Genomic DNA, 17,702 nt, shown 5'->3' on the forward strand with positions numbered 1-17,702 from the left:
GTCGCCACCAGCAGTTTCCAGACGATCTCGCGAGATCTACCAGCAAGATCAACAGTCACAGGGAGTAGGCACACCACAGAAGTTGGACCAGAACCCAATCTCGTGAACAAGGCCAGGCATGGAAGGCCCGGAGCCGCTCTGCCGCCTTGCTGCTCAGCGAAATCATCGAAGGTGGAACCATGACAGGGGAAGCGCGAGGTCGTTCTGAGCAAGCAGGACCTTCGTGAGGTCACCGCGTTCGCCGCGGCATGCGCGGAGATGGTGCTGCAGATATTCGAGGCCGATCAGCCGGACGACTCGCGGCCTCGAGACGCTGTCGGTGCCGCCTGGGAGTTCGCCCAGGGTGGTGAGCGCGGCAAATCTCTGCGCGACACAGCGTCGGCGGCCCTCAAGGCAGCCAAGAGCGCGGACACCGCGGCTGCGCGCGAGGCGGCGTGGGCAGCGATGTCCGCGGCAGGCGCCGCCTACCTGCATCCGCTGGCCAAGGCCACCCAGGTCAAGCACATTCTCGGAGCTGGCGCTCACGCAGCCAGAGCGGCAGAACTCGTCGCCGGCGACGATCGGAGCGTTGGTGTCGAACACCTTGAGCAGACGGTGCGTCGTGCAACACCGGCCGTTGTCGACGTGCTCAAACGCTTCCCGGCGGCACCGGATCGCGGCGGACGGGTGGGTGAGTTGATCCGCATGTTGGACGCTGCCCTTCGTTTACCAACCCTCAATGAGTAACCTTCAGCCAGAAGGCGCGGACTCGCAACGAGGGTTGTCACGCACTCACTGACACAGCCGGTGGCCACCTCCCGAGTCACGCGGATGCTTGAAGCAGCGGTACGAAGGCCCACTGCTCGTCGAGTTACCGTCGGGTCCGGAGGCAGTCGCGGAGTCCTTGCCGATGGGATGCCGTTCTGCCTGGTGCGGACGACACGGCGGCCGCAACGGAGGTGCTGTTCCCTCTGCGGTCGAACTAAAGCGCCGCAGGCGCGGCCCCCGGCCCTGCACTCCGCACGTCGCCCTGCGCCACATCCCTCGCCACCTCGCGAGCGGCCCTGGCGAAGGCCTCCACCGCGCCGGTGGCGTGTCCGGCCCGCCACACCAGGCCGTAGCCGGTCGGCGCCGCGTCCGCGAAGGGGACGTGGGCAACACCGGGGCGGGTGTAGTACGTCGCTGTGTGCGCGGGTGCGAGCAGTGCGCCCTTACCGCCGGCGACCAGCATCAAGGCCTCCCGCATATCGGTCATGCCGGGGCCGCGGGCGATCGGCCGGCCGCTCGGTGTGTGTGCGGGACATGGTGGGCGAGCCAGTAGTCGGGTACGTTGCCGACGATCGTGAGCAGCGGTACGTCGGCCAGGTCCTCAAGGGACACCGAGTCCCGAGCGGCGAGCGGATGCGCCGAGCCGAACGCGAGGATGCGCTCCTCCGCGAGCAGCGTCGGGCCCTCACCCAGATCCTCCTCACGGACCGATGGTGCTCCGCAGGTCCGAGCCACAGACCAGCTGGGTCCTCCAGGGCTCGAAACGGATGACGTGGTATTCGGCCTCGTCGGGACCGCCCCGCTAGTACTGGACCGGGTCGTAGCCCACCCCTGGAGGGCTGCCCAGGCAACGGCCCGGGAAGTGTCGCACCCGGTTGACGCTGGACCAGGCCGCTGGCGGCTTCCACAGCAGCAGCTCGGTCTCCTGCCACATCGCGTCCGCCAGCTCCCACACGCGCGGCGCGGAGCTGTTCCGGGCTCCGGAACAGGGCCGGTGGCCCCCCGGCCGTTCCCCGCGCGCGTACACCGTCGGATGCCTTCGTGTTTGTGTGAGCCGGGCAGCTCGCACAAGCTGCCCGGCTGATTTCACCATCACCTTCACGACGGCGGAGGGTTCGGCAGCCGGTTTCACCGCCGGTGGCGCCGTCGAGGTCAGCTGCCGACGGGGTACCGGCTGGTGATCGCGACGCGGTTGAAGGCGTTCATCACGGTTGCCAGCCAGGCGATTGCCGAGACCTGGTCTGCGGTGAGTACGGCCGCGGCGGCGTTGAAGTCCTCGTCGCTGACGTGTCCATCCGGCACGCGTGTGATCGCCTCGGTCAGACGGAGGGCGGCGCGGTCGGTGTCGGAGAAGTAGCCGGTCTCTTCCCATCCGGGCAGCACGGCGATCCGGTCGGGGTTTTCGCCCTTCTTGAGGGCGTCGCGCGTGTGCATGCGCAGGCAGAACGCGCAGCCGTTGATCTGGGAGGTGCGGATCCTCAGCAGCTCGACCAGAAGCGGGTCGAGGCCCGCTGCCACGGCGGCCTTTTCCACCTCCGACGACAGGGCGATGAGGGTCTTGTAGGCGGCCGGGTGCTGCTCGCCGATGTTGACGCGCTGAGGGTTGGTCATGGTTCCTTCGGTTCCTTCGTGTGGTCCGCGCCGCGCTCTTCGAGCACGTCTTGGTGGTGGGTGGGGCGCGCTCTGGCAGGGGCGGAGCTCGTGAAGAGTGTTGCCGCCCCGCTGCGTGCCCCGGCTACGACTTCGGGTCGTTGATCTTGAGCTTGTCCCCGGTGTTGGAGACGAAGACGACCAGGAGCTTGGCTGGCTTGGTCCGGCTGACGTTCTGGGTGAGGACGTGGTGGGCGCCCGGCTGCTCGACCCAGTTCTCGCCCTGGTGGTAGGTGGTCACGGGCTTGTCGTCGAGCTTGCTGCGCACGGTGCCTTCGAGGACGTAGGCGTAGACGAACGCCTGGCCGTGCCGGTGCGGCAGCGCGGTTGCGCCGGGCGGGAAGACGACGATCGCTGAGGTGAACGTCTTGCCCTTCACATTCGGAAGGGCCTGCTGGAGCAGCGGTGTGAAGGTTTCGGAGGGGGCCGTCGCTGCCGCGACCGCCGCCTGTGCCTTGGCGTGGGCGGGCTGGTCGGAGGCCGAGCAGGCCGTGGCCGCAGTCAGCGTGGCCGCAGCCAGGAGGCCGGCGGCGATTCGCATTCCGATCACAATAGGTCTCCTGTTTCAGTCTTCCGTGACGCGGATGATCGTCTTGCCTGGGGTGCGCTTGCCGGGGGCGAACGCGGCGGGTGCCTCGGCGAGCGGCCGCACAGCACCGACGAACGGCTTGAGTCGGCCGTCCCTCAGGCGCGTGGCGAGATCGGCGAGCCGGGCGCGGTCGGGTTCGACGACGAAGAAGACCGTCCGCGCGTCCTTGGGCTGGACCTTCGGCGGCATGACGATGCTGACCAGCGTGCCGCCGGCGCGGACCAGGGCGGCCGAGCGGTCGAGGATGTCACCGCCGATCACGTCGAACACGACGTCGGCCTCGCCGGCGTCCTCCAGCGTCTCGGTCTGCAGGTCGATGAAGGTGTCGACGCCGAGTGCGAGTGCCCTGTCCCGGTCGGAGGTCCGGCCGGTGCCGATGACGCGGGCGCCGGCCTCGCGGGCGAGTTGTACCGCGATCGAGCCGACGCCGCCCGCGGCACCATGGATCAGGACGGTCTGGCCTGTGGTGAGGCGACCGTGGTCGAACAGACCCTGCCAGGCGGTCAGCCCGGAGATGGGCAGCGCGGCGGCCACCGTGTGATCGATGTCCGCCGGCAGCGGGGCGAGGTTGCGGGCCTCCACCGCGATGTACTCGGCGAGGGTGCCGTTGCGGGTCCAGTCGGCCAGGCCGAACACCCGCTGCCCGACGCTGAGGCCGGTGGTGCCGTACCCCAGCTCTACGACGACGCCCGACAGCTCGTGACCGGGCACGCTCGGCGTCCGGTCGCGGCCGGCGCGATCGGTCCACGTGGCGGGCCAGTCCAGCTCGCCACGGGTGAAGCCGGCGGCGTGCACCCGAACGATGACGTCGTTCTCGGCCGCATGGGGGTAGGGCATGTCCGTCAGGGACATCCCGGCAAGACCGGCGTCACGGTCCCGCACAGTGATGGCTTGCATACAGGTCCTTACTGGAGAGGGGGCGACCCGAGCGCACAGCCGGCTCGCGCGCAGGGCTCATGGCGGCTGCAGGTGGATGTATGCCGCTCTGCATGATCGATCTCACCTGCTGTCGAGATTCCTTCGTCGCCCGTTCTGCGTTCTCATCAGGGAGACGAGGTAGCCCCTCCGGGTGTGACAGCTCAGACGCGCTCGAGTTTGTCGGGGTTTATGACCCTGCGGTACGCGGTGATCAGACCGTTTGTGATCTGGACCGTGTCGACGGAGTAGACGCGGCCTTCCCGGTGGAACACGAGGGCGAGCTCGCCGCCGACCTCGGCGAAGTCGATGCGGTCCGGACGCCACTGGCGCCCCGTACGTACCATGACCTCGGCGACGCGCTCGCTGCCGTGGATGAGCTTGCGCGCCGCGAAGACCTTGCCGCCGCCGTCGGTGACGTAGACGGCGTCGGGGTGCAGGAGCCTGACCAGGCCGGCCAGGTCGCCGGCCTCGTAGGCGGCGCGGAAGACCGCGAGGACCCGTTCACGCTCCGCCTTCGACGCCTGCGGCGTGGACTGCTTCGCTTTGGCCACACGCCGTCGTGCCCGCGAGGCGAGCTGCCGGGCACCCGGCCCGGAGACATCCAGCACTTCGGCGATCCGGCCGAACTCAAGGCCGAAGACGTCGTGCAGGACGAAGGCCACCCGCTCCGGCGGGCTCAGCTCTTCCATGATCAGGAGCATCGCCGAACTGACCGACTCGTCGACGAGTACCGGCTGCGACGCGTCCGGCCCCGTCAGCAGCGGCTCCGGCAGCCACGGCCCGACGTAGGTCTCGCGGCGGAAACGGGCACTTTTGAGAATGTCGTACGACCGTCGCGCGGCCACCGTCACCAGCCAGGCCCGCAGATCACCGATGTCCTGCAGATCCGCTCCGGCCGCCCGCAGCCACACGTCCTGGGTCACATCCTCGGCATCGGCCACACTCCCCAGCAGCCGGTAGGCCACACCGAAAACCGCGGGCCGGTGCCTCTCCCATTCGACTCCGAGCGAGTCATCCTGCTCAGACCGTCCGGGCTCGTACCCGTCACCCATACGGATCGCAACCTCCTCCAGCCTGCCGATCCAGCGTAGCTATGCGAACTCGGGAAGCCCGCTCTGACACGGCAGCCGTAAGTCGTGATCAAGCTGCTTTGGGGCTGGTGCCGGCGTAGGGCGGTGTTTCATCGTGGAGCCACCATCCCTGAGGCAACGTCCCACCCGGACCCCACTCGCTGCGGCGCGCTCAGGAGCGGGTCCGTTCGCTGAGAGTCTCGCTTTCCCAGCCCGTGCGCATCGGGTCGCCGGTGGGCCTGTGAGCGCGCGTTCGTCCGGCGTGGAGGGCCGCAGCCAAGGACAGCGCCCCGACGAAGCCGACGTACAGGTAGCCCGTGGTCTCCAGTCCCCATGAGGGCGCCGCGAGCCCGGCCGCGAGGGACGGAAGACTCAGCGCCGCATAGCTGATCACGTAGACGGCCGAGAAGACCTCCGAGCGCGACTTCGCGGTGGTGACCGCGCTGATGGCGCGGAGGCTGCCGTTGAACGTCAGGCCGACGCCCAGCCCTGCGACGACCGATCCGCCCAGGTATACGGCCGGCGACGCGACAGCGATGGCCACCGCCAGCCCGGACGCACCCAGAGTCAGGAGAACCGCCCCCAGCAAGGTGGCGAGCCGTGCCGTATGCCGAACGGACCACAACCCGCCCACGCTGTTGGCCAGAAACAGCGCCGCGATGCTGAGCCCGCCCGCAGCGCCGGACCGCACATGCAGGACATTGCTCACCAGGGACGGAGTGAGCGCCAGGAACAGACCCGTGACGGACCACCCCGCGACGAGGGCGGGAACGGAGGCGAGGAACGCCGACCGTGTCTCCCGAGGAACCCGCACCCTCGGTCGCAACGACGCCAGCCAAAACGCTCGCGGGGCGAGGGTCTCAGGGATCCTGAGGATGACCGCGGCCAGAACGAGGAAGGCCAGCGTAAGGACGGGAAAGACATATGCATCGGGACGTGAAGTCGACTGAACCAGCAACCCCACGACTCCCGCACCGGCGGCCATGCCGATACTCGTGCCCACCGCTGTCATCGTTGGCCCCAGATGCGGACGTCGCTCGGGCGAGAGATCGACCAATCCGGCGGCGAGACCGCCCGTGGCCGTCCCCGTGGCGATGCCCTGCACCACCCGGGCGATCAGGAGGGAGACGACGCCGTCGGCCGTCCAGAAGATCGCCGTGCTGGCCGCCGCCACCAAAAGGGCGGCGACCAGCACAGGGCGGCGACCCAGGTGGTCGCTCAGCGATCCGACCGTCAGCAGCGCGCCGAGCAGACCCACGACGTACACCGCGAAGACCACCGTCAGCATCGTGACCGACAGGCCCCAACGCTCCCGGTACAGCGGGTAGATCGGTGACGGTGCGCTCGCCGTGGCCATCATCACCACATTGGCGCAGACCAACACGGCGAAGGACGCACCTCGCCCGAGACGACGCCCGTCGCGAGGGCGACTCACACGTTTCATCACGTTGTCTTTGGTGGCGTCCTGATCAGCTCGGCCAGGGAGCGCCGATGATGCGCTCGACCGTGGTTGTGCGACGGAAGCCGGGAACGAAGTGCTCCAACACATCCGAATTCACGGTTCCGTTCGTGGTCTCCGGGCGGTACTTGAGTCCGTCGACGAAGGCCTGCAAAAACTCGTTCTTGAAGTCGCCCCGCGGATGGACGGCGGTGATCTCGTCCACCTGGCTGCGATCCAGCTCGTCCAGACCGAAGCCGAGCACGTCGGTCAGAACCCCGAAATTCGTGATGGCGATCTCCGGCCCCATCCGCCCGGGAATTCCCGGGGTAGTGTGCAGCGCGATCGCCGTCCACACCACGTCGGCGGCCGTGGCCGGGAAACCGCGGTCGAGCATGAACTTACGTGCGTGGTCGGCTCCATCGACCTCGAAGCGCTGCTCCACGTCGGAAAACGGCGTCAAGAGGCCGGTGTCATGAAACATGGCGGAGAGGTAGAGAAGCTCCGGGTCGGGCTCCAGGCCGAGCCTGCGAGCATGAATGACGCCGAAGACGAAAACGCGCCGGGAGTGATGGTAGATGAGGGGGCTGGTCATCTCCTGCATGAGGCGGGTGGCTTCGGCGACCGCCGCCGTTTCAGGAATCTCTACCCCCGCGATGATCTCGCTCATGGGCTCTGTGCCTTCCGATATCAGTGTGCTTCGAATGGACGGTGCGTCCTTCTTCCACACTGCGACCAACCGGCGTCCGGCGCCGCCTCGGTCCGGCCATGAATCACCCGGATCCGGACAGGCGGGCAGCGGGGGCTCGGGCTCCGCCACGCATCGGGTCGCGTCCTCGTCTGTGACAGGTGAAACTCCTGGACGTCGCGGCCCGGCAGAGATACCGGCAGAGATATTCGCGGAAGCGAACCGGCTCGGTACCGACCACAAGATCGTGCGTGTCACCGAGGGTTGCCGATGTCATCTCGCTACACCTCGGCGGGCGTGATCGCCGCCCAGGCCGTGCAGTCGTTTCTCTGGCACGCCGTACCCGCGCTTGCGACGAAGCGGTGCACCGGCATGAACGACGACTCCATCGTGCGGGTGCTGCAGGTGAGCCGTCGTACCGTGCACAAGCGCGTCAGCCGTGCAGCAGGCCTTCATCCAGGCGGGTGGCTTCAGGTGCGGGTTGTGTACGCCAAGTACCGTTCGGCCGTCGGCTGCGTCGGGAGGGGCACACGGGCTCGAACGCCGAGATCCACGACGGCTCGCCTGGTCGGCGTCCGATAGCTCCCGAGCCTCGGCGCCATCGGCACCGTCGACGACGGCCTGCGGATCGGTGCGCCGGCCCGCCCTGAGCGACGTGGCACAGGCCCCGGGACGGCTCCCCGCTCTCAGGCCGTCCTCGAGGCCGCCTCCGCGCGGCTGCCGAAGCCGGGCCGGACGATACAGGGCGCATTCACTCCGTGGTGAACACCTCGTCGTATTCGAGGCGAGGCAGCCGCGGGAACCAGGCTTGCTCGCCCGGCTTTCCGATGTTCACCACGGCGAGCACCCCATGATCACCGTCGGGGAAGAACTCCTTGTTGATGCCCTCGGCATCGAATCCGGTCATGGGACCGGCCGCAAGACCGGCGGCACGAACGCCAAGGATGAAGTACCCCACCTGAAGGGCAGCGTTGAATCGTGCGGACTTGACGCGAACCTCGCGCTCGGCGAAGAAGACGTCCTTGGCCTGCGGAAAGTGTGGAAACTGAGCAGGAAGTTCCCGGTGGAACTCGTAGTCGGCCGCGAGGAGCACGGTCAGCGGCGCGGCAGCGGTCTTGGCCTGGTTGCCCTCGGCCATGTGCCGAACCAGGCGCTCGCGGGCGGCCTGGGACCGGATGAGGACCGCACGAAGCGGCTGCTGGTTCATGGAGGTGGGCGCGAACTTCACCAGATCGTAGATGGCGCGCACCTGCTCGTCCGTCACGGGTTCGTCCGTGAAGGCGTTCGCGGAGCGTGCGTCGCGGAAGAGAATGCTTTGGGCCACTGCGTCGATGACGAGAGACATGGATACCTTCGAGTCGTGGGACGTGGAGGGCTGACAAATTGCCGGCTCGCAGCCGCACGGAAACGCCGTCACCGACAGGTCGGCGACATGAGGGAGGGTGGCGATCCGCCGGGGTCTGCCGTGTTTCGCGACTCTACGAGCGTCGCCGCCGACATCCATCGCTTGAATGAGGTATTTCGCCGGAGGTAGTCAGGGGCTGCGGCTGTCGACTTCCCCTGTGCTGCTGACGGCGGGGCGGATCGCGAGCGACGCGCCGTCCGACACATCGGCCACCGCCCCCACGGCCGTGGCGACCGCCTTGTCCATCTTTTCCGCTCGGTCTCTCGCCAGTTTGCGCCGGTCTGCAGGCATTACAACGGCGGTTGAGCCTCAGAAATGTGGACAATCCGGATATCGACCGACCGATACCTCGTTCCACGGTCCAACGCCTTGGCGTCCTCCGACATCCCCCAGACAGGTGATATCGGTCGCGATCCCCTAGTCCTGGTGTCAGCGCCTGTCGCACGAACAAGGTATTTCCATGCCGCTTCTCCTTATCGCTCGCGGATTCCGTTGACGCCCGTCGTCCAGGTGTCGACGCTTTCCTTCATACACAGATGAGTGGCGGGAACCGAGGACATTCTCATGAAGACATTCGTGCATCGGGGACAGATCACCAAGGTGGCGTTCGGCAGCGGTACACGCAGCCGTATCCCTGAAGAGGTCGATGCTCTCGGAGGCCGTCGGGTGCTCATCCTGTGCACACCTGCTCAGGTGGAACAGGCAGCGCAGATAGGCGACCAGCTCGGTGCCGCGGCAGCGGGAACCTTCGGCGAAGCGGTCCCGCACACCCCTGTCGAGGTCACGGAGAAAGCCGTCGCGTACGCCAGATCCGTGGGAACGGACACCGTGCTGGCCATCGGCGGTGGCTCGGCCATCTGCCTGGGCAAGGCGATCGCCGCGCGGACCGGTCTTCCGCAGCTGGCGCTGCCCACCACCTATGCCGGCTCGGAGATGACGCCGATCCTCGGAGAGACCGAAGGCCGCAGGAAGACGACCCGGCGGCTGCCGGAAGTGCTGCTCAAGACGGTGGTGTACGACGTCGACCTGACGCTCACGCTTCCCGTTGCGGTATCGATGGTCAGCGGCGTCAACGCGATGGCGCACGCCGTGGAGGCCCTGTACGCACAGGGCCGAGACCCGGTCGCCTTCCTGATGGCGGGAGAGGCGCTCGATGCCCTCACCCGATCCCTTCCGGTCATCGCGCGGCGTCCGGACGACGGCGAGGCGCGGTCGGATGCGTTGTACGGAGCCTGGCTGGCGGGCACGTGCCTCGGCACGGTGGGCATGGCCCTGCATCACAAGGTGTGCCACGTACTGGGCGGCACATTCGGGCTTCCGCACGCCGAAACCCACGCAGTCGTCCTGCCGCACGTCGTCGCCTACAACGGGCCGGCCGCCCCCGAGGCCATGACGCGCATCGTGCAGGCGCTGGCGGGCGACGACGCCGCGGGCGGCCTCTTCGACTTCGCCGGACGGCTCGGCGTCCCCAGGGCACTGCGGGACCTCGGCATGCCGGAGTCGGGGATCGAGCAGGCGGCCGAACTCATCGTGCGGGACGGGTACTGGAATCCGCGTCCAGTGGATCGGACCGCTGTCCGCACCTTGCTGACCCGCGCCTGGGCCGGGGAGCCGCCATCGACGTCAGCCGGCAACGAACTTCCCCAGCCCAACTCCGTCATCTAACACTCAATCGTCACAGGAGCGCGCCATGCGGGATCTGACCAGCGACACCATCACCGAAGCCGTGATCTCGACCATGCGGGACACCAAGGACTCCCGCCTCGCGGAGATCCTTGAATCACTGGTGCGGCACCTCCACGCCTTCGTCCGGGATGTCGAACTGACGGAGGACGAGTGGGCCCGGGGAGTGGACTTCCTGACGCGCACCGGGCACATGTGCACGCCGACGCGCCAGGAATTCATCCTGCTGTCCGACGTGCTGGGCGTCACCATGCTGGTCGACGCCCTGAGCAATCAACGCCCCGCCAAAGCCACGCAGAACAGCGTCCTGGGCCCCTTCTTCAGGGAGGACCGGCCGCAGTACGCCGACGCCGCCGACATCTCCGGAGGCCTGCCCGGTACCCCGCTGTTCTTCGAGGGGCGGGTCGTGAACGGTGAGGGAGCACCGGTGACCGGCGCAGCGGTGGATGTCTGGCACAGTGACGCGGAGGGCCACTACGACGTGGACGTGCCCGGCCGAGTCGACCCGGCCATGCGCGCCCTGTTCCGGACCGACGAGACGGGACACTTCAGTTTCCGTTCCATTCGCCCGTCCAGCTACCCGATACCCGGTGACGGCCCGGTCGGCGAACTGATGAGCGCAACCGGCAGATCGCTCATGCGTCCCGCGCATGTGCACCTGCTGATCGAGGCCCCGGGATTCCAGCGCGTGACCACCATGCTGTTCCCTTCGGACGACCCGAACCTGGACGCGGATCCGGTGTTCGGGGTCAAGGAGTCGCTGGTCGAGACCTACAACACGTATGCGGCCGACGCCGGGCCCTGCCGCGGGCTGACCGACGTGCCGTACACCCTGCTGCGCCACACCTTCGTCCTGGAACCCCTCCCCGCAAACTGAGCGTCGCTGCCGCCGCATCGGCCACCTGCACGTCAGAAGAAGCTCGAAGTGCCTTGAGCTCGGCGCAGCGCGATCCGTCCACCACCCGCGCGATGACCTCGCGTACGTCACAAGGCAGCCACCCCGCCTTCTCGCCCTGCTCGACCGATAGGCCGCCAACGCACCCACCGGGACGGTGCGTTCATCCAGTGCCCCGCACATCAGGCCGACGCTGTTCCCGACTTTCACGGAGGTCCTCCGATGACTGAAACCCTTGATATGACAGCCGATTTCAGAGCCACGATGAGCCGACTCGCCACGGGTGTCAGCGTGATCACCACCTGCTCCGGAACGACGCCCATCGGCATGACAGCGAGCGCCGTGTCCGCCCTGTCCCTGGAGCCGCTGCAGTTGCTCGTGTGCATCGACAACCGCCTGTACACGCGAACCGCGATCGCGGAGCACGGCCGTTTCGCCGTCAATGTCCTCGGCGAGGGCAGCGAACCCCTGGCGCGGAACTTCGCCGTCTCCAAACCGGACAAGTTCGCGGGCGTCGAGACCTTCGACGACCACGGTGTGCCGTTGTTGAAGGACGCCATCGCGGCTGTCGTGTGCGATGTCGCCGAGGCACTCCCCGGCGGCGATCACACCATCTTCGTGGGTGACGTCCGCCACTGCGCGCACCGCGTGGACGGCCGACCGCTGCTGTACTTCGCGGGAGGTTTCGGCTCGCTCAGGGCTCCGCACTAGTTCCGGTGGCATCGGCCCCGAGGAGGCCGCTGCGGGCTCCTGACCGGCCCATTACCGCCCCCGATGTCCGGCTCTTGCGAGCGAGCCATGGCCGTCGGGGGCTCCGCCCGTCCTGACGACTCCACGGAAGGTGCCATGACCAGCTCCGTGCCGACCTTCAAGCTGCATCCTCCGGCCCAGCCCCCGCACCTGCTGACACGGCCGCGTCTGCTGCGTCGGCTTGACGCGGTGACCGAGCCCGTGGTGGTGGTCTCCGCACCGGCCGGCGCCGGAAAGACGGTGCTCCTGACCGAGTGGTCGCGAGGCCTGGCGGCTCGCGGAGAGTGCGCCTGGGTCAGCCTGGACACGTACGACAACGCCCCGGGCCGGCTCTGGGCCGGCATCCTGCGGGCGTTGCACCACGCACGACCGGAACTGCCCGCCCACCTCGAAAGCGACGAGTGGACGCTCGGCGCATGGCCGGAGGAGATCCTGCCAAGCCTGTTGACCGGACTGGGCGGAGGGGGACCGCTCACGCTGATTCTCGACGGACTGGAAGCCATCACGGACATCGACGCGGTCCGCAGCCTGGCGGATTTCCTGACGAGGCTCCCTCAGGGACTGCGCGTCGTTGTGTCGACCCGGCACGTTCCCGGAAGGCCCCTTCCGGCCCTGCGCGCCCGAGGTCTGGTCGCCGAACTCGACCAACACGACCTGGCCTTCACCCCTGAGGAAGCAGAGGCAGTGCTCAGCGATCTGCTCGGGTCCGCACCGAGCGCGGACACTGCGGGCGCGCTGTACGAGGCCACCGAGGGATGGGCGGCGGGGCTGTGCATCATGGGGCGCACCCTCGCACGCTCGGCGAGAGAGGCCGGCACGGCAGGGGACCTGGCCCGCGGCAGGCAGGCGGTCACCGAGTATCTGGCCACCGAGGTGCTCTACCGGCTCACCACCGAACAGCGCGAGTTCCTGCTGCGTACCACTGTGCTCGACGAGCTGAGTGCCGGTCCGTGCCAGGCCCTCGCCGGGGACCGAGCGGGCGTGCTGCTGCGCGAGCTCGCACGGACCGTGCAACTGCTGGTGCCCGTCGCCGCCGATCCGTCGGCTTACCGGCGTCACCCAGCACTGTCTGCGCTGCTGTCCGACGTCCTCAAGTCCGAAGGGCCGGACACCGTCGTGTCCCTGCACCGGTCGGCGGCTCGGTGGTATTCCCGGCAGGGGAAGACGACCGCTGCCGTACAGCACTGGGTACTGGGCGGCGACGAGTCCGCTGCCGTCGCGGCGGTCCTCGACGGCTGGGAACAGGCGATCTCGGCAGGCCGTAACGTGGAGGTCTCGCATTGGCTGGACCTCTTGCCGCCCCGAACCGTCGCCGCCGACGCAAGACTGTGCGTCGTGGCGGCGATGGCGGCTCTGTCGGGGGGCGCCCCGGAAACGGCCCGGCGCTGGCTGGACGTGGCCCAGCTCAGACAGACCGGACCGGAGACAGTCGGCGAAGGCAGCACGGTGTCCGATGCGGCAGCCGTCGCTCAGGCCGTGGCCTGCTGTCTCAAGGGGGAGGTCCTGACCGCCGACCATCTCGCCGAGTCCGCCGTTGCCGGCACCATGCCGTTGACTTTCTGGCGCGCCCTGGCCTGTACGGCCCGCGGTACCGCTCTGCTGTGGTCCTGCCGGTACGAGGAGGCGGAAGCGCTGCTCGGTGAGGCGACCCGTGACGCGCATGCCGCCGGGCACGGCCTGGCGCTCGTCCGCGCGCTGGGCCTGGCGGCGGTGTGCGCGCTCCTGGCCGGACGGCACGAGTCGGCGCGGCTTCTGAGCGACGAGGCTCTCGACGCCGCCGCGACGGCCGGACTGGGCGGACACTTCGTCACTGTGTCCGCCTACATCGGCCGGGCCGGACTGCTTCTCGAAGAGGGAAAGGTCGATGACGCCGAACGGGCTCTGGCCGACGCGGAGGCGGCGCTCGCGGGATTGCCCCGGACCGGAAGCGAACCCCACCTACGTGCCTTGTCCCACTTCACGCGGTCGCGGCTGGAGAGCGCCAGGCACCACACGAACGCGGCGCGGCAGGCCCGCGAGGCAGCCGAGCGCGCGGTGGCCCAGTGCGAGTCGCCAGGAGTCCTGACCGGCCTGCTCTGCCAAGCGGGCAAGGACACGGACGTGACGCCTTCCGCGCCTGTCCACCAGGACCTGTCTCCGGGGGAGCGCCGGGTGCTGCGCGCCCTGTGCGGTCCGCTGACGCTGCGTGAGATCGCCTCCGAGCTCTACGTGTCACACAACACCGTCAAGACACAGGTGCGGGCGATCTTCCGCAAACTCGACGCCCACGACAGGAGCGGAGCGGTGGCCAGGGGCCGGGAGTGCGGCGTGCTCTGACCCGGGCCCTGACACCGTGCTACGAGGCGTCCTGGCGTCAGGCGTAGCTCGCTGCGGGACGTTGACCACCGCGCGGGCCGCGCAGAACGCCCGGCAGGCTGCACCCAGCTCACGGAAGCCCTTGTAGTGCTCGCTGAAGCGTGGCTGTTTGCGCAGCGTTACCGGCGCTCGTAGCCGACGCTCCTGGTGCCGGGGCAGTCCCTTGCATGGTTCAGACGGGAGCCGGCTGCCCCTGGGCCCCAGCGGGCTTCCGGGCTGCCTTTGGACCCCAGCCGGCTCCCAGGTCTCATTCCACACCAGTACGCGGAACGACGGCCAGGCCAGATCGGACAGGTGTCCCTCGTTTCCGGACGTGCCGGCAACCGCCCGCCTCGCTTCGGGGCGGTGTTGTCGCAATGCGAGGGCGCTGTATCCCCTTTCCGGCCATGAGCAGCTCGTGCACGTGCGACTGCGCCGAGGCCGGTCCCGCGCCGGTCGACTGTCGCCGCCCGCGGACCCCGCGTCCGGATCTGTGGGATGCATGTCCGTTCGGACAGCTCCAGCTACCGGACCGGTTTGGGACCGTGGACATGAATCGGAGCGACCCATTCCTCGGCCTTTCCCTTCAGGAGACCCAATGCCCGAAACGATTGCCGGGATCACGGTCCCGGACACCGCCCTGGTCCGCGAGGCGACCGCTCTGGTGCGCCAGTCGGCCGACGACACGCTGTTCCACCACTCCCGCAGGGTGTTCCTCTGGGGAATGCTCAAGACCGCTGCCCGGGGACTCGAGGTCGACGCCGAGCTCGCCTACGTCGGCGGCCTCTTCCACGATCTCGGGCTGACGGCCGACTACCGCACGAAGGACCGCCGCTTCGAGCTCGACGGCGCGGAGGCGGCGTACGGCTTCCTGCGTGACCACGGCCGCAGCGAGGAGGAGGCACGAAACGTCTGGCTTGCGATCGCGCTGCACACCACGCCGGAGGTTCCCCTCCACCTAGCGCCCGAAGTCGCCGTGGTGACGCTCGGCGTCGAGACCGACGTCCTGGGCCTGGACCTCGAGCAGATCACCCCGGTACAACGTGCCGAGGTCGTCGCCGCCCACCCACGACCGGATTTCAAGAACCGCATTCTCCAAGCCTTCTACGACGGCATGGCCGACCGGCCGGACACCACGTTCGGCACCATGAACGACGACGTCCTGGCGCACTTCGACTCCACCTTCCAGCGCAAGGACTTCGTCACTGTCATACGGACCAACGCCTGGCCCGAGTGACCTGATTCGCGATCACACTTGGCGGCGTCGCGGGTTCACCAGCGGTCGGCAAGGAGCCGACCCGGCGCTCTTGGCCCAGGTCGGCCCACCGAGCGGCCCGCTGCGCCGCCAGTTGGAGCGGGCCAGACGGCGAGGGACTCTGCGGCTCTGGGACGCCGGGGTTTGATCAAGGAATTTGATCAAGGAAAGGAGCCGACAACCGCATGACCGTCCATCGTGTCGCCTTCCTCGTGTTCGACGGAGTGAAGATGCTCGACGTCTCCGGCCCGGCGGAGGTGTTCGCGGAAGCCAATGCTCTCGGCGCGTGTTACTCGCTGCGCTACACCTCTTCGTCCGGCGAGTCGGTACGCACGTCGATCGGTACGCTCCTGCCCGTGGACGCGGCTGCGGCAGAGGTCGACGTCGACACACTCGTCGTCGCGGGTGGGGATCCAACTCGTCACTGAGCCGATCCCGTCAGATCTGACAGAGGCCGTCCGGCTGCTGCGTGCCCGCACACGCAGGCTTGTCTCCGTTTGCACCGGCTCGTTCGTTCTCGCTGCCGCAGGCCTGCTTTCGGGACACCGCGCGACCACTCACTGGCGCCACGCCCAGCTGCTCGCGCGCGCCCACCCCGACATTCACGTCGAGCCCGATTCCCTCTTCGTCGAGGATCGTGACATCTTCACCTCGGCGGGTGTGACCGCCGGTATCGACCTGGCGCTTTCCCTCGTCGAGCATGACCACGGTGCGGATCTGGCACGTGACGTCGCCCGAAACCTGGTCATGTTCATGCAGCGCCCCGGAGGGCAGTCCCAGTTCTCTGCACCGCTGAAGGTGAGCGTGCCGCGCACGCCCGCACTGCGGGCAGTCATCGACCTCGTCTCGGCGCAGCCCGCGCTCGAGCACAGTACGGATGCGCTGGTGGCCCTCGTCGGTGTCAGTTCGCGACATCTCACCCGCCTGTTCAACGCGGAACTCGGCAGGACCCCGGCCAAGTTCGTCGAACACATGCGACTGGATCACGCAAAGGCCCTCCTCGACGCCGGTCACAGCGTGTCCGAGAGCGCCCGAGCCGCCGGGTTCGGCAGTCCCGAGACGCTGCGACGGGCCTTCGTGGCCCGACTCGGCGTCTCACCCGGCCATTACCGCGCCCGGTTCGCGACGACGCACACAAACCCGCGCCGCCCCCAGTGAAGTCGGTCTTCAAACGCCGCTGGTCCTGAACGGCGATCGTCTTTTACCTCCGGGCGAAGCTCGGCCCGCGACCACAGAGGAACCGGCGGTGAGCCGTCGACTTCAACGTCCCCGGACAAACCCCGCCTGCGCGTGGCGAGCCGTGCCGAAGCGGCGCTGATAGGCAGTGGGACTGATGGACAACTCCCGTGCGAACACTCGGCGCAGACTCTCGTAGCTCGGGAATCCCGCCAAGGCGGCTGCCTGGGTCGCGGAATGCCCCTGATCGAGGAATGCCTTGGCGAGGTCGAACCGGATCGACTCGACGTACCGGGCCGGCGTGGTGGACAGCTCCTCACGGAACAGCCGCGTGAGATGGCGGGGGCTGACATTGAGATGCTTGGCGAGTTCACCGAGGGAGTGATTGCCCGCAGGATCGGCCTGGACCAGGTCGATGACTCTGCGCAGCGCGGGAGACCTGGGCGGCGGGGCCTGCAGCGGGGCGGAGAACTGCGACTGACCGCCCGCGCGTTGCAGGTAGACCACCAGGGCGCGGGCGACGTCCCGGCTGAGTTCGGGCCCGTGGTCCTCCTCCACGAGAGCCAGCGCCAGGTCGATACCGGCGGTGACGCCCGCCGAGGTGTACGTGGTGCCGTCGCGTACGTAGATGGCGTCGGGCTCGACACGGGTCTTCGGGCACCGGGCGGCGAGTTCGCCTGCGACCTTCCAGTGAGTGGTGGCACGCTTTCCGTCCAGCAGGCCGGTGGCAGCCAGGACGAACGCCCCGGAGCAGACGGAGGCGACACGGCCGGAGCGGGCCGCCAGGTCCCTCGCGGCCTCGACCAGATCGCGCGTGACGGGAGTCCTGGGATAGATGTCGCCGCCCGGCACCACGAGCGTGTCCGGGGCCGGCTCGGAGGCGGGGCTGCCGTCGACGGTGATCCGGATGCCGACCGACGACGTGATGTCGGCACCGTTCGTCGACAGCAGGGTGATCCTATAGTCGGCGCCGAGTCGATTCGCTTCAGCAAACACCTCGGCGGGGCCTGAGACGTCCAGGAGTTTCACCCCGTCGTAGACGAGCATGGCCACCCGGTGGTGCATGTCGGAACTCCCGGTTCTCTTCCTCAGGCATCTGGGTCC

At 68.3% G+C, this 17,702-nt stretch carries 17 protein-coding genes and 1 pseudogene; 7 read left to right on the forward strand and 11 right to left on the reverse strand.

Going from position 1 to position 17,702, the window contains the following annotated elements:
• Positions 1 to 258 precede the first annotated feature (258 nt).
• Positions 259 to 726, forward strand: coding sequence for a putative immunity protein (locus ACZ7L1_RS34025; protein WP_471442835.1), 468 nt, complete (start codon positions 259 to 261; stop codon positions 724 to 726).
• A gap of 235 nt (positions 727 to 961) precedes the next feature.
• On the opposite strand, the gene ACZ7L1_RS34030 is transcribed toward ACZ7L1_RS34025, so the two are convergent.
• The 10 genes from ACZ7L1_RS34030 to ACZ7L1_RS34075 form a co-directional block, all read right to left on the reverse strand.
• Complete coding sequence (locus ACZ7L1_RS34030; RefSeq protein ID WP_471442837.1) at positions 962 to 1,234, reverse strand: hypothetical protein; 273 nt, start codon at positions 1,232 to 1,234, stop codon at positions 962 to 964.
• On the reverse strand, positions 1,231 to 1,482 hold the full coding sequence (locus ACZ7L1_RS34035) for a hypothetical protein (protein WP_471442839.1): 252 nt from the start codon (positions 1,480 to 1,482) through the stop codon (positions 1,231 to 1,233). The genes ACZ7L1_RS34030 and ACZ7L1_RS34035 overlap by 4 nt, the downstream gene beginning before the upstream one ends.
• Before the next feature lie 67 nt (positions 1,483 to 1,549).
• Positions 1,550 to 1,702, reverse strand: coding sequence for a hypothetical protein (locus ACZ7L1_RS34040; RefSeq protein ID WP_471442841.1), 153 nt, complete (start codon positions 1,700 to 1,702; stop codon positions 1,550 to 1,552).
• A 197-nt stretch (positions 1,703 to 1,899) separates the two neighbouring features.
• On the reverse strand, positions 1,900 to 2,358 hold the full coding sequence (locus ACZ7L1_RS34045; protein WP_471442843.1) for a carboxymuconolactone decarboxylase family protein: 459 nt from the start codon (positions 2,356 to 2,358) through the stop codon (positions 1,900 to 1,902).
• A 124-nt stretch (positions 2,359 to 2,482) separates the two neighbouring features.
• A complete protein-coding gene (locus ACZ7L1_RS34050) occupies positions 2,483 to 2,938 on the reverse strand; it encodes a cupin domain-containing protein (RefSeq protein ID WP_471442929.1) in 456 nt (151 codons plus the stop codon).
• Between the two features lie 24 nt (positions 2,939 to 2,962).
• A complete protein-coding gene (locus ACZ7L1_RS34055) occupies positions 2,963 to 3,883 on the reverse strand; it encodes an NADP-dependent oxidoreductase (protein WP_471442845.1) in 921 nt (306 codons plus the stop codon).
• 182 nt (positions 3,884 to 4,065) lie between these two features.
• Entirely contained in the window at positions 4,066 to 4,956 is an 891-nt protein-coding gene (gene sigJ / locus ACZ7L1_RS34060; RefSeq protein ID WP_471442847.1) for an RNA polymerase sigma factor SigJ, read from the reverse strand.
• A gap of 190 nt (positions 4,957 to 5,146) precedes the next feature.
• Positions 5,147 to 6,358: an MFS transporter gene (locus ACZ7L1_RS34065; protein WP_471442849.1), complete on the reverse strand. Its 1,212-nt coding sequence runs from the start codon at positions 6,356 to 6,358 to the stop codon at positions 5,147 to 5,149.
• 85 nt (positions 6,359 to 6,443) lie between these two features.
• Entirely contained in the window at positions 6,444 to 7,082 is a 639-nt protein-coding gene (locus tag ACZ7L1_RS34070; protein ID WP_471442851.1) for an HD domain-containing protein, read from the reverse strand.
• A 769-nt stretch (positions 7,083 to 7,851) separates the two neighbouring features.
• Positions 7,852 to 8,445 carry a malonic semialdehyde reductase gene (locus ACZ7L1_RS34075; protein WP_471442853.1) on the reverse strand — a complete coding sequence of 198 codons (594 nt, stop codon included), beginning with the start codon at positions 8,443 to 8,445 and terminating at the stop codon, positions 7,852 to 7,854.
• Positions 8,446 to 9,069: 624 nt separating this feature from the next.
• On the opposite strand from ACZ7L1_RS34075, the gene ACZ7L1_RS34080 reads away from it, so the two are divergent.
• The 6 genes and pseudogenes from ACZ7L1_RS34080 (at position 9,070) to ACZ7L1_RS34105 (ending at position 16,580) form a co-directional block, all read left to right on the forward strand.
• Complete coding sequence (locus tag ACZ7L1_RS34080) at positions 9,070 to 10,170, forward strand: maleylacetate reductase (protein ID WP_471442855.1); 1,101 nt, start codon at positions 9,070 to 9,072, stop codon at positions 10,168 to 10,170.
• 25 nt (positions 10,171 to 10,195) lie between these two features.
• Entirely contained in the window at positions 10,196 to 11,065 is an 870-nt protein-coding gene (locus tag ACZ7L1_RS34085) for a dioxygenase family protein (RefSeq protein WP_471442857.1), read from the forward strand.
• 282 nt (positions 11,066 to 11,347) lie between these two features.
• A complete protein-coding gene (locus ACZ7L1_RS34090) occupies positions 11,348 to 11,794 on the forward strand; it encodes a flavin reductase family protein (RefSeq protein ID WP_471442859.1) in 447 nt (148 codons plus the stop codon).
• Positions 11,795 to 11,929: 135 nt separating this feature from the next.
• Positions 11,930 to 14,149 carry a helix-turn-helix transcriptional regulator gene (locus ACZ7L1_RS34095; protein ID WP_471442861.1) on the forward strand — a complete coding sequence of 740 codons (2,220 nt, stop codon included), beginning with the start codon at positions 11,930 to 11,932 and terminating at the stop codon, positions 14,147 to 14,149.
• A gap of 616 nt (positions 14,150 to 14,765) precedes the next feature.
• Complete coding sequence (locus tag ACZ7L1_RS34100) at positions 14,766 to 15,404, forward strand: HD domain-containing protein (RefSeq protein WP_471442862.1); 639 nt, start codon at positions 14,766 to 14,768, stop codon at positions 15,402 to 15,404.
• A 203-nt stretch (positions 15,405 to 15,607) separates the two neighbouring features.
• A pseudogene (locus tag ACZ7L1_RS34105) lies at positions 15,608 to 16,580 on the forward strand (GlxA family transcriptional regulator).
• A 102-nt stretch (positions 16,581 to 16,682) separates the two neighbouring features.
• Here the strand turns inward: ACZ7L1_RS34105 and ACZ7L1_RS34110 are convergent.
• Positions 16,683 to 17,663, reverse strand: a complete 981-nt coding sequence (locus tag ACZ7L1_RS34110) for a GlxA family transcriptional regulator (RefSeq protein ID WP_471442865.1) — start codon at positions 17,661 to 17,663, stop codon at positions 16,683 to 16,685.
• Positions 17,664 to 17,702: the final 39 nt, after the last annotated feature.

The sequence above is a fragment of the Streptomyces sp. NPDC107546 genome (genome assembly GCF_055639175.1).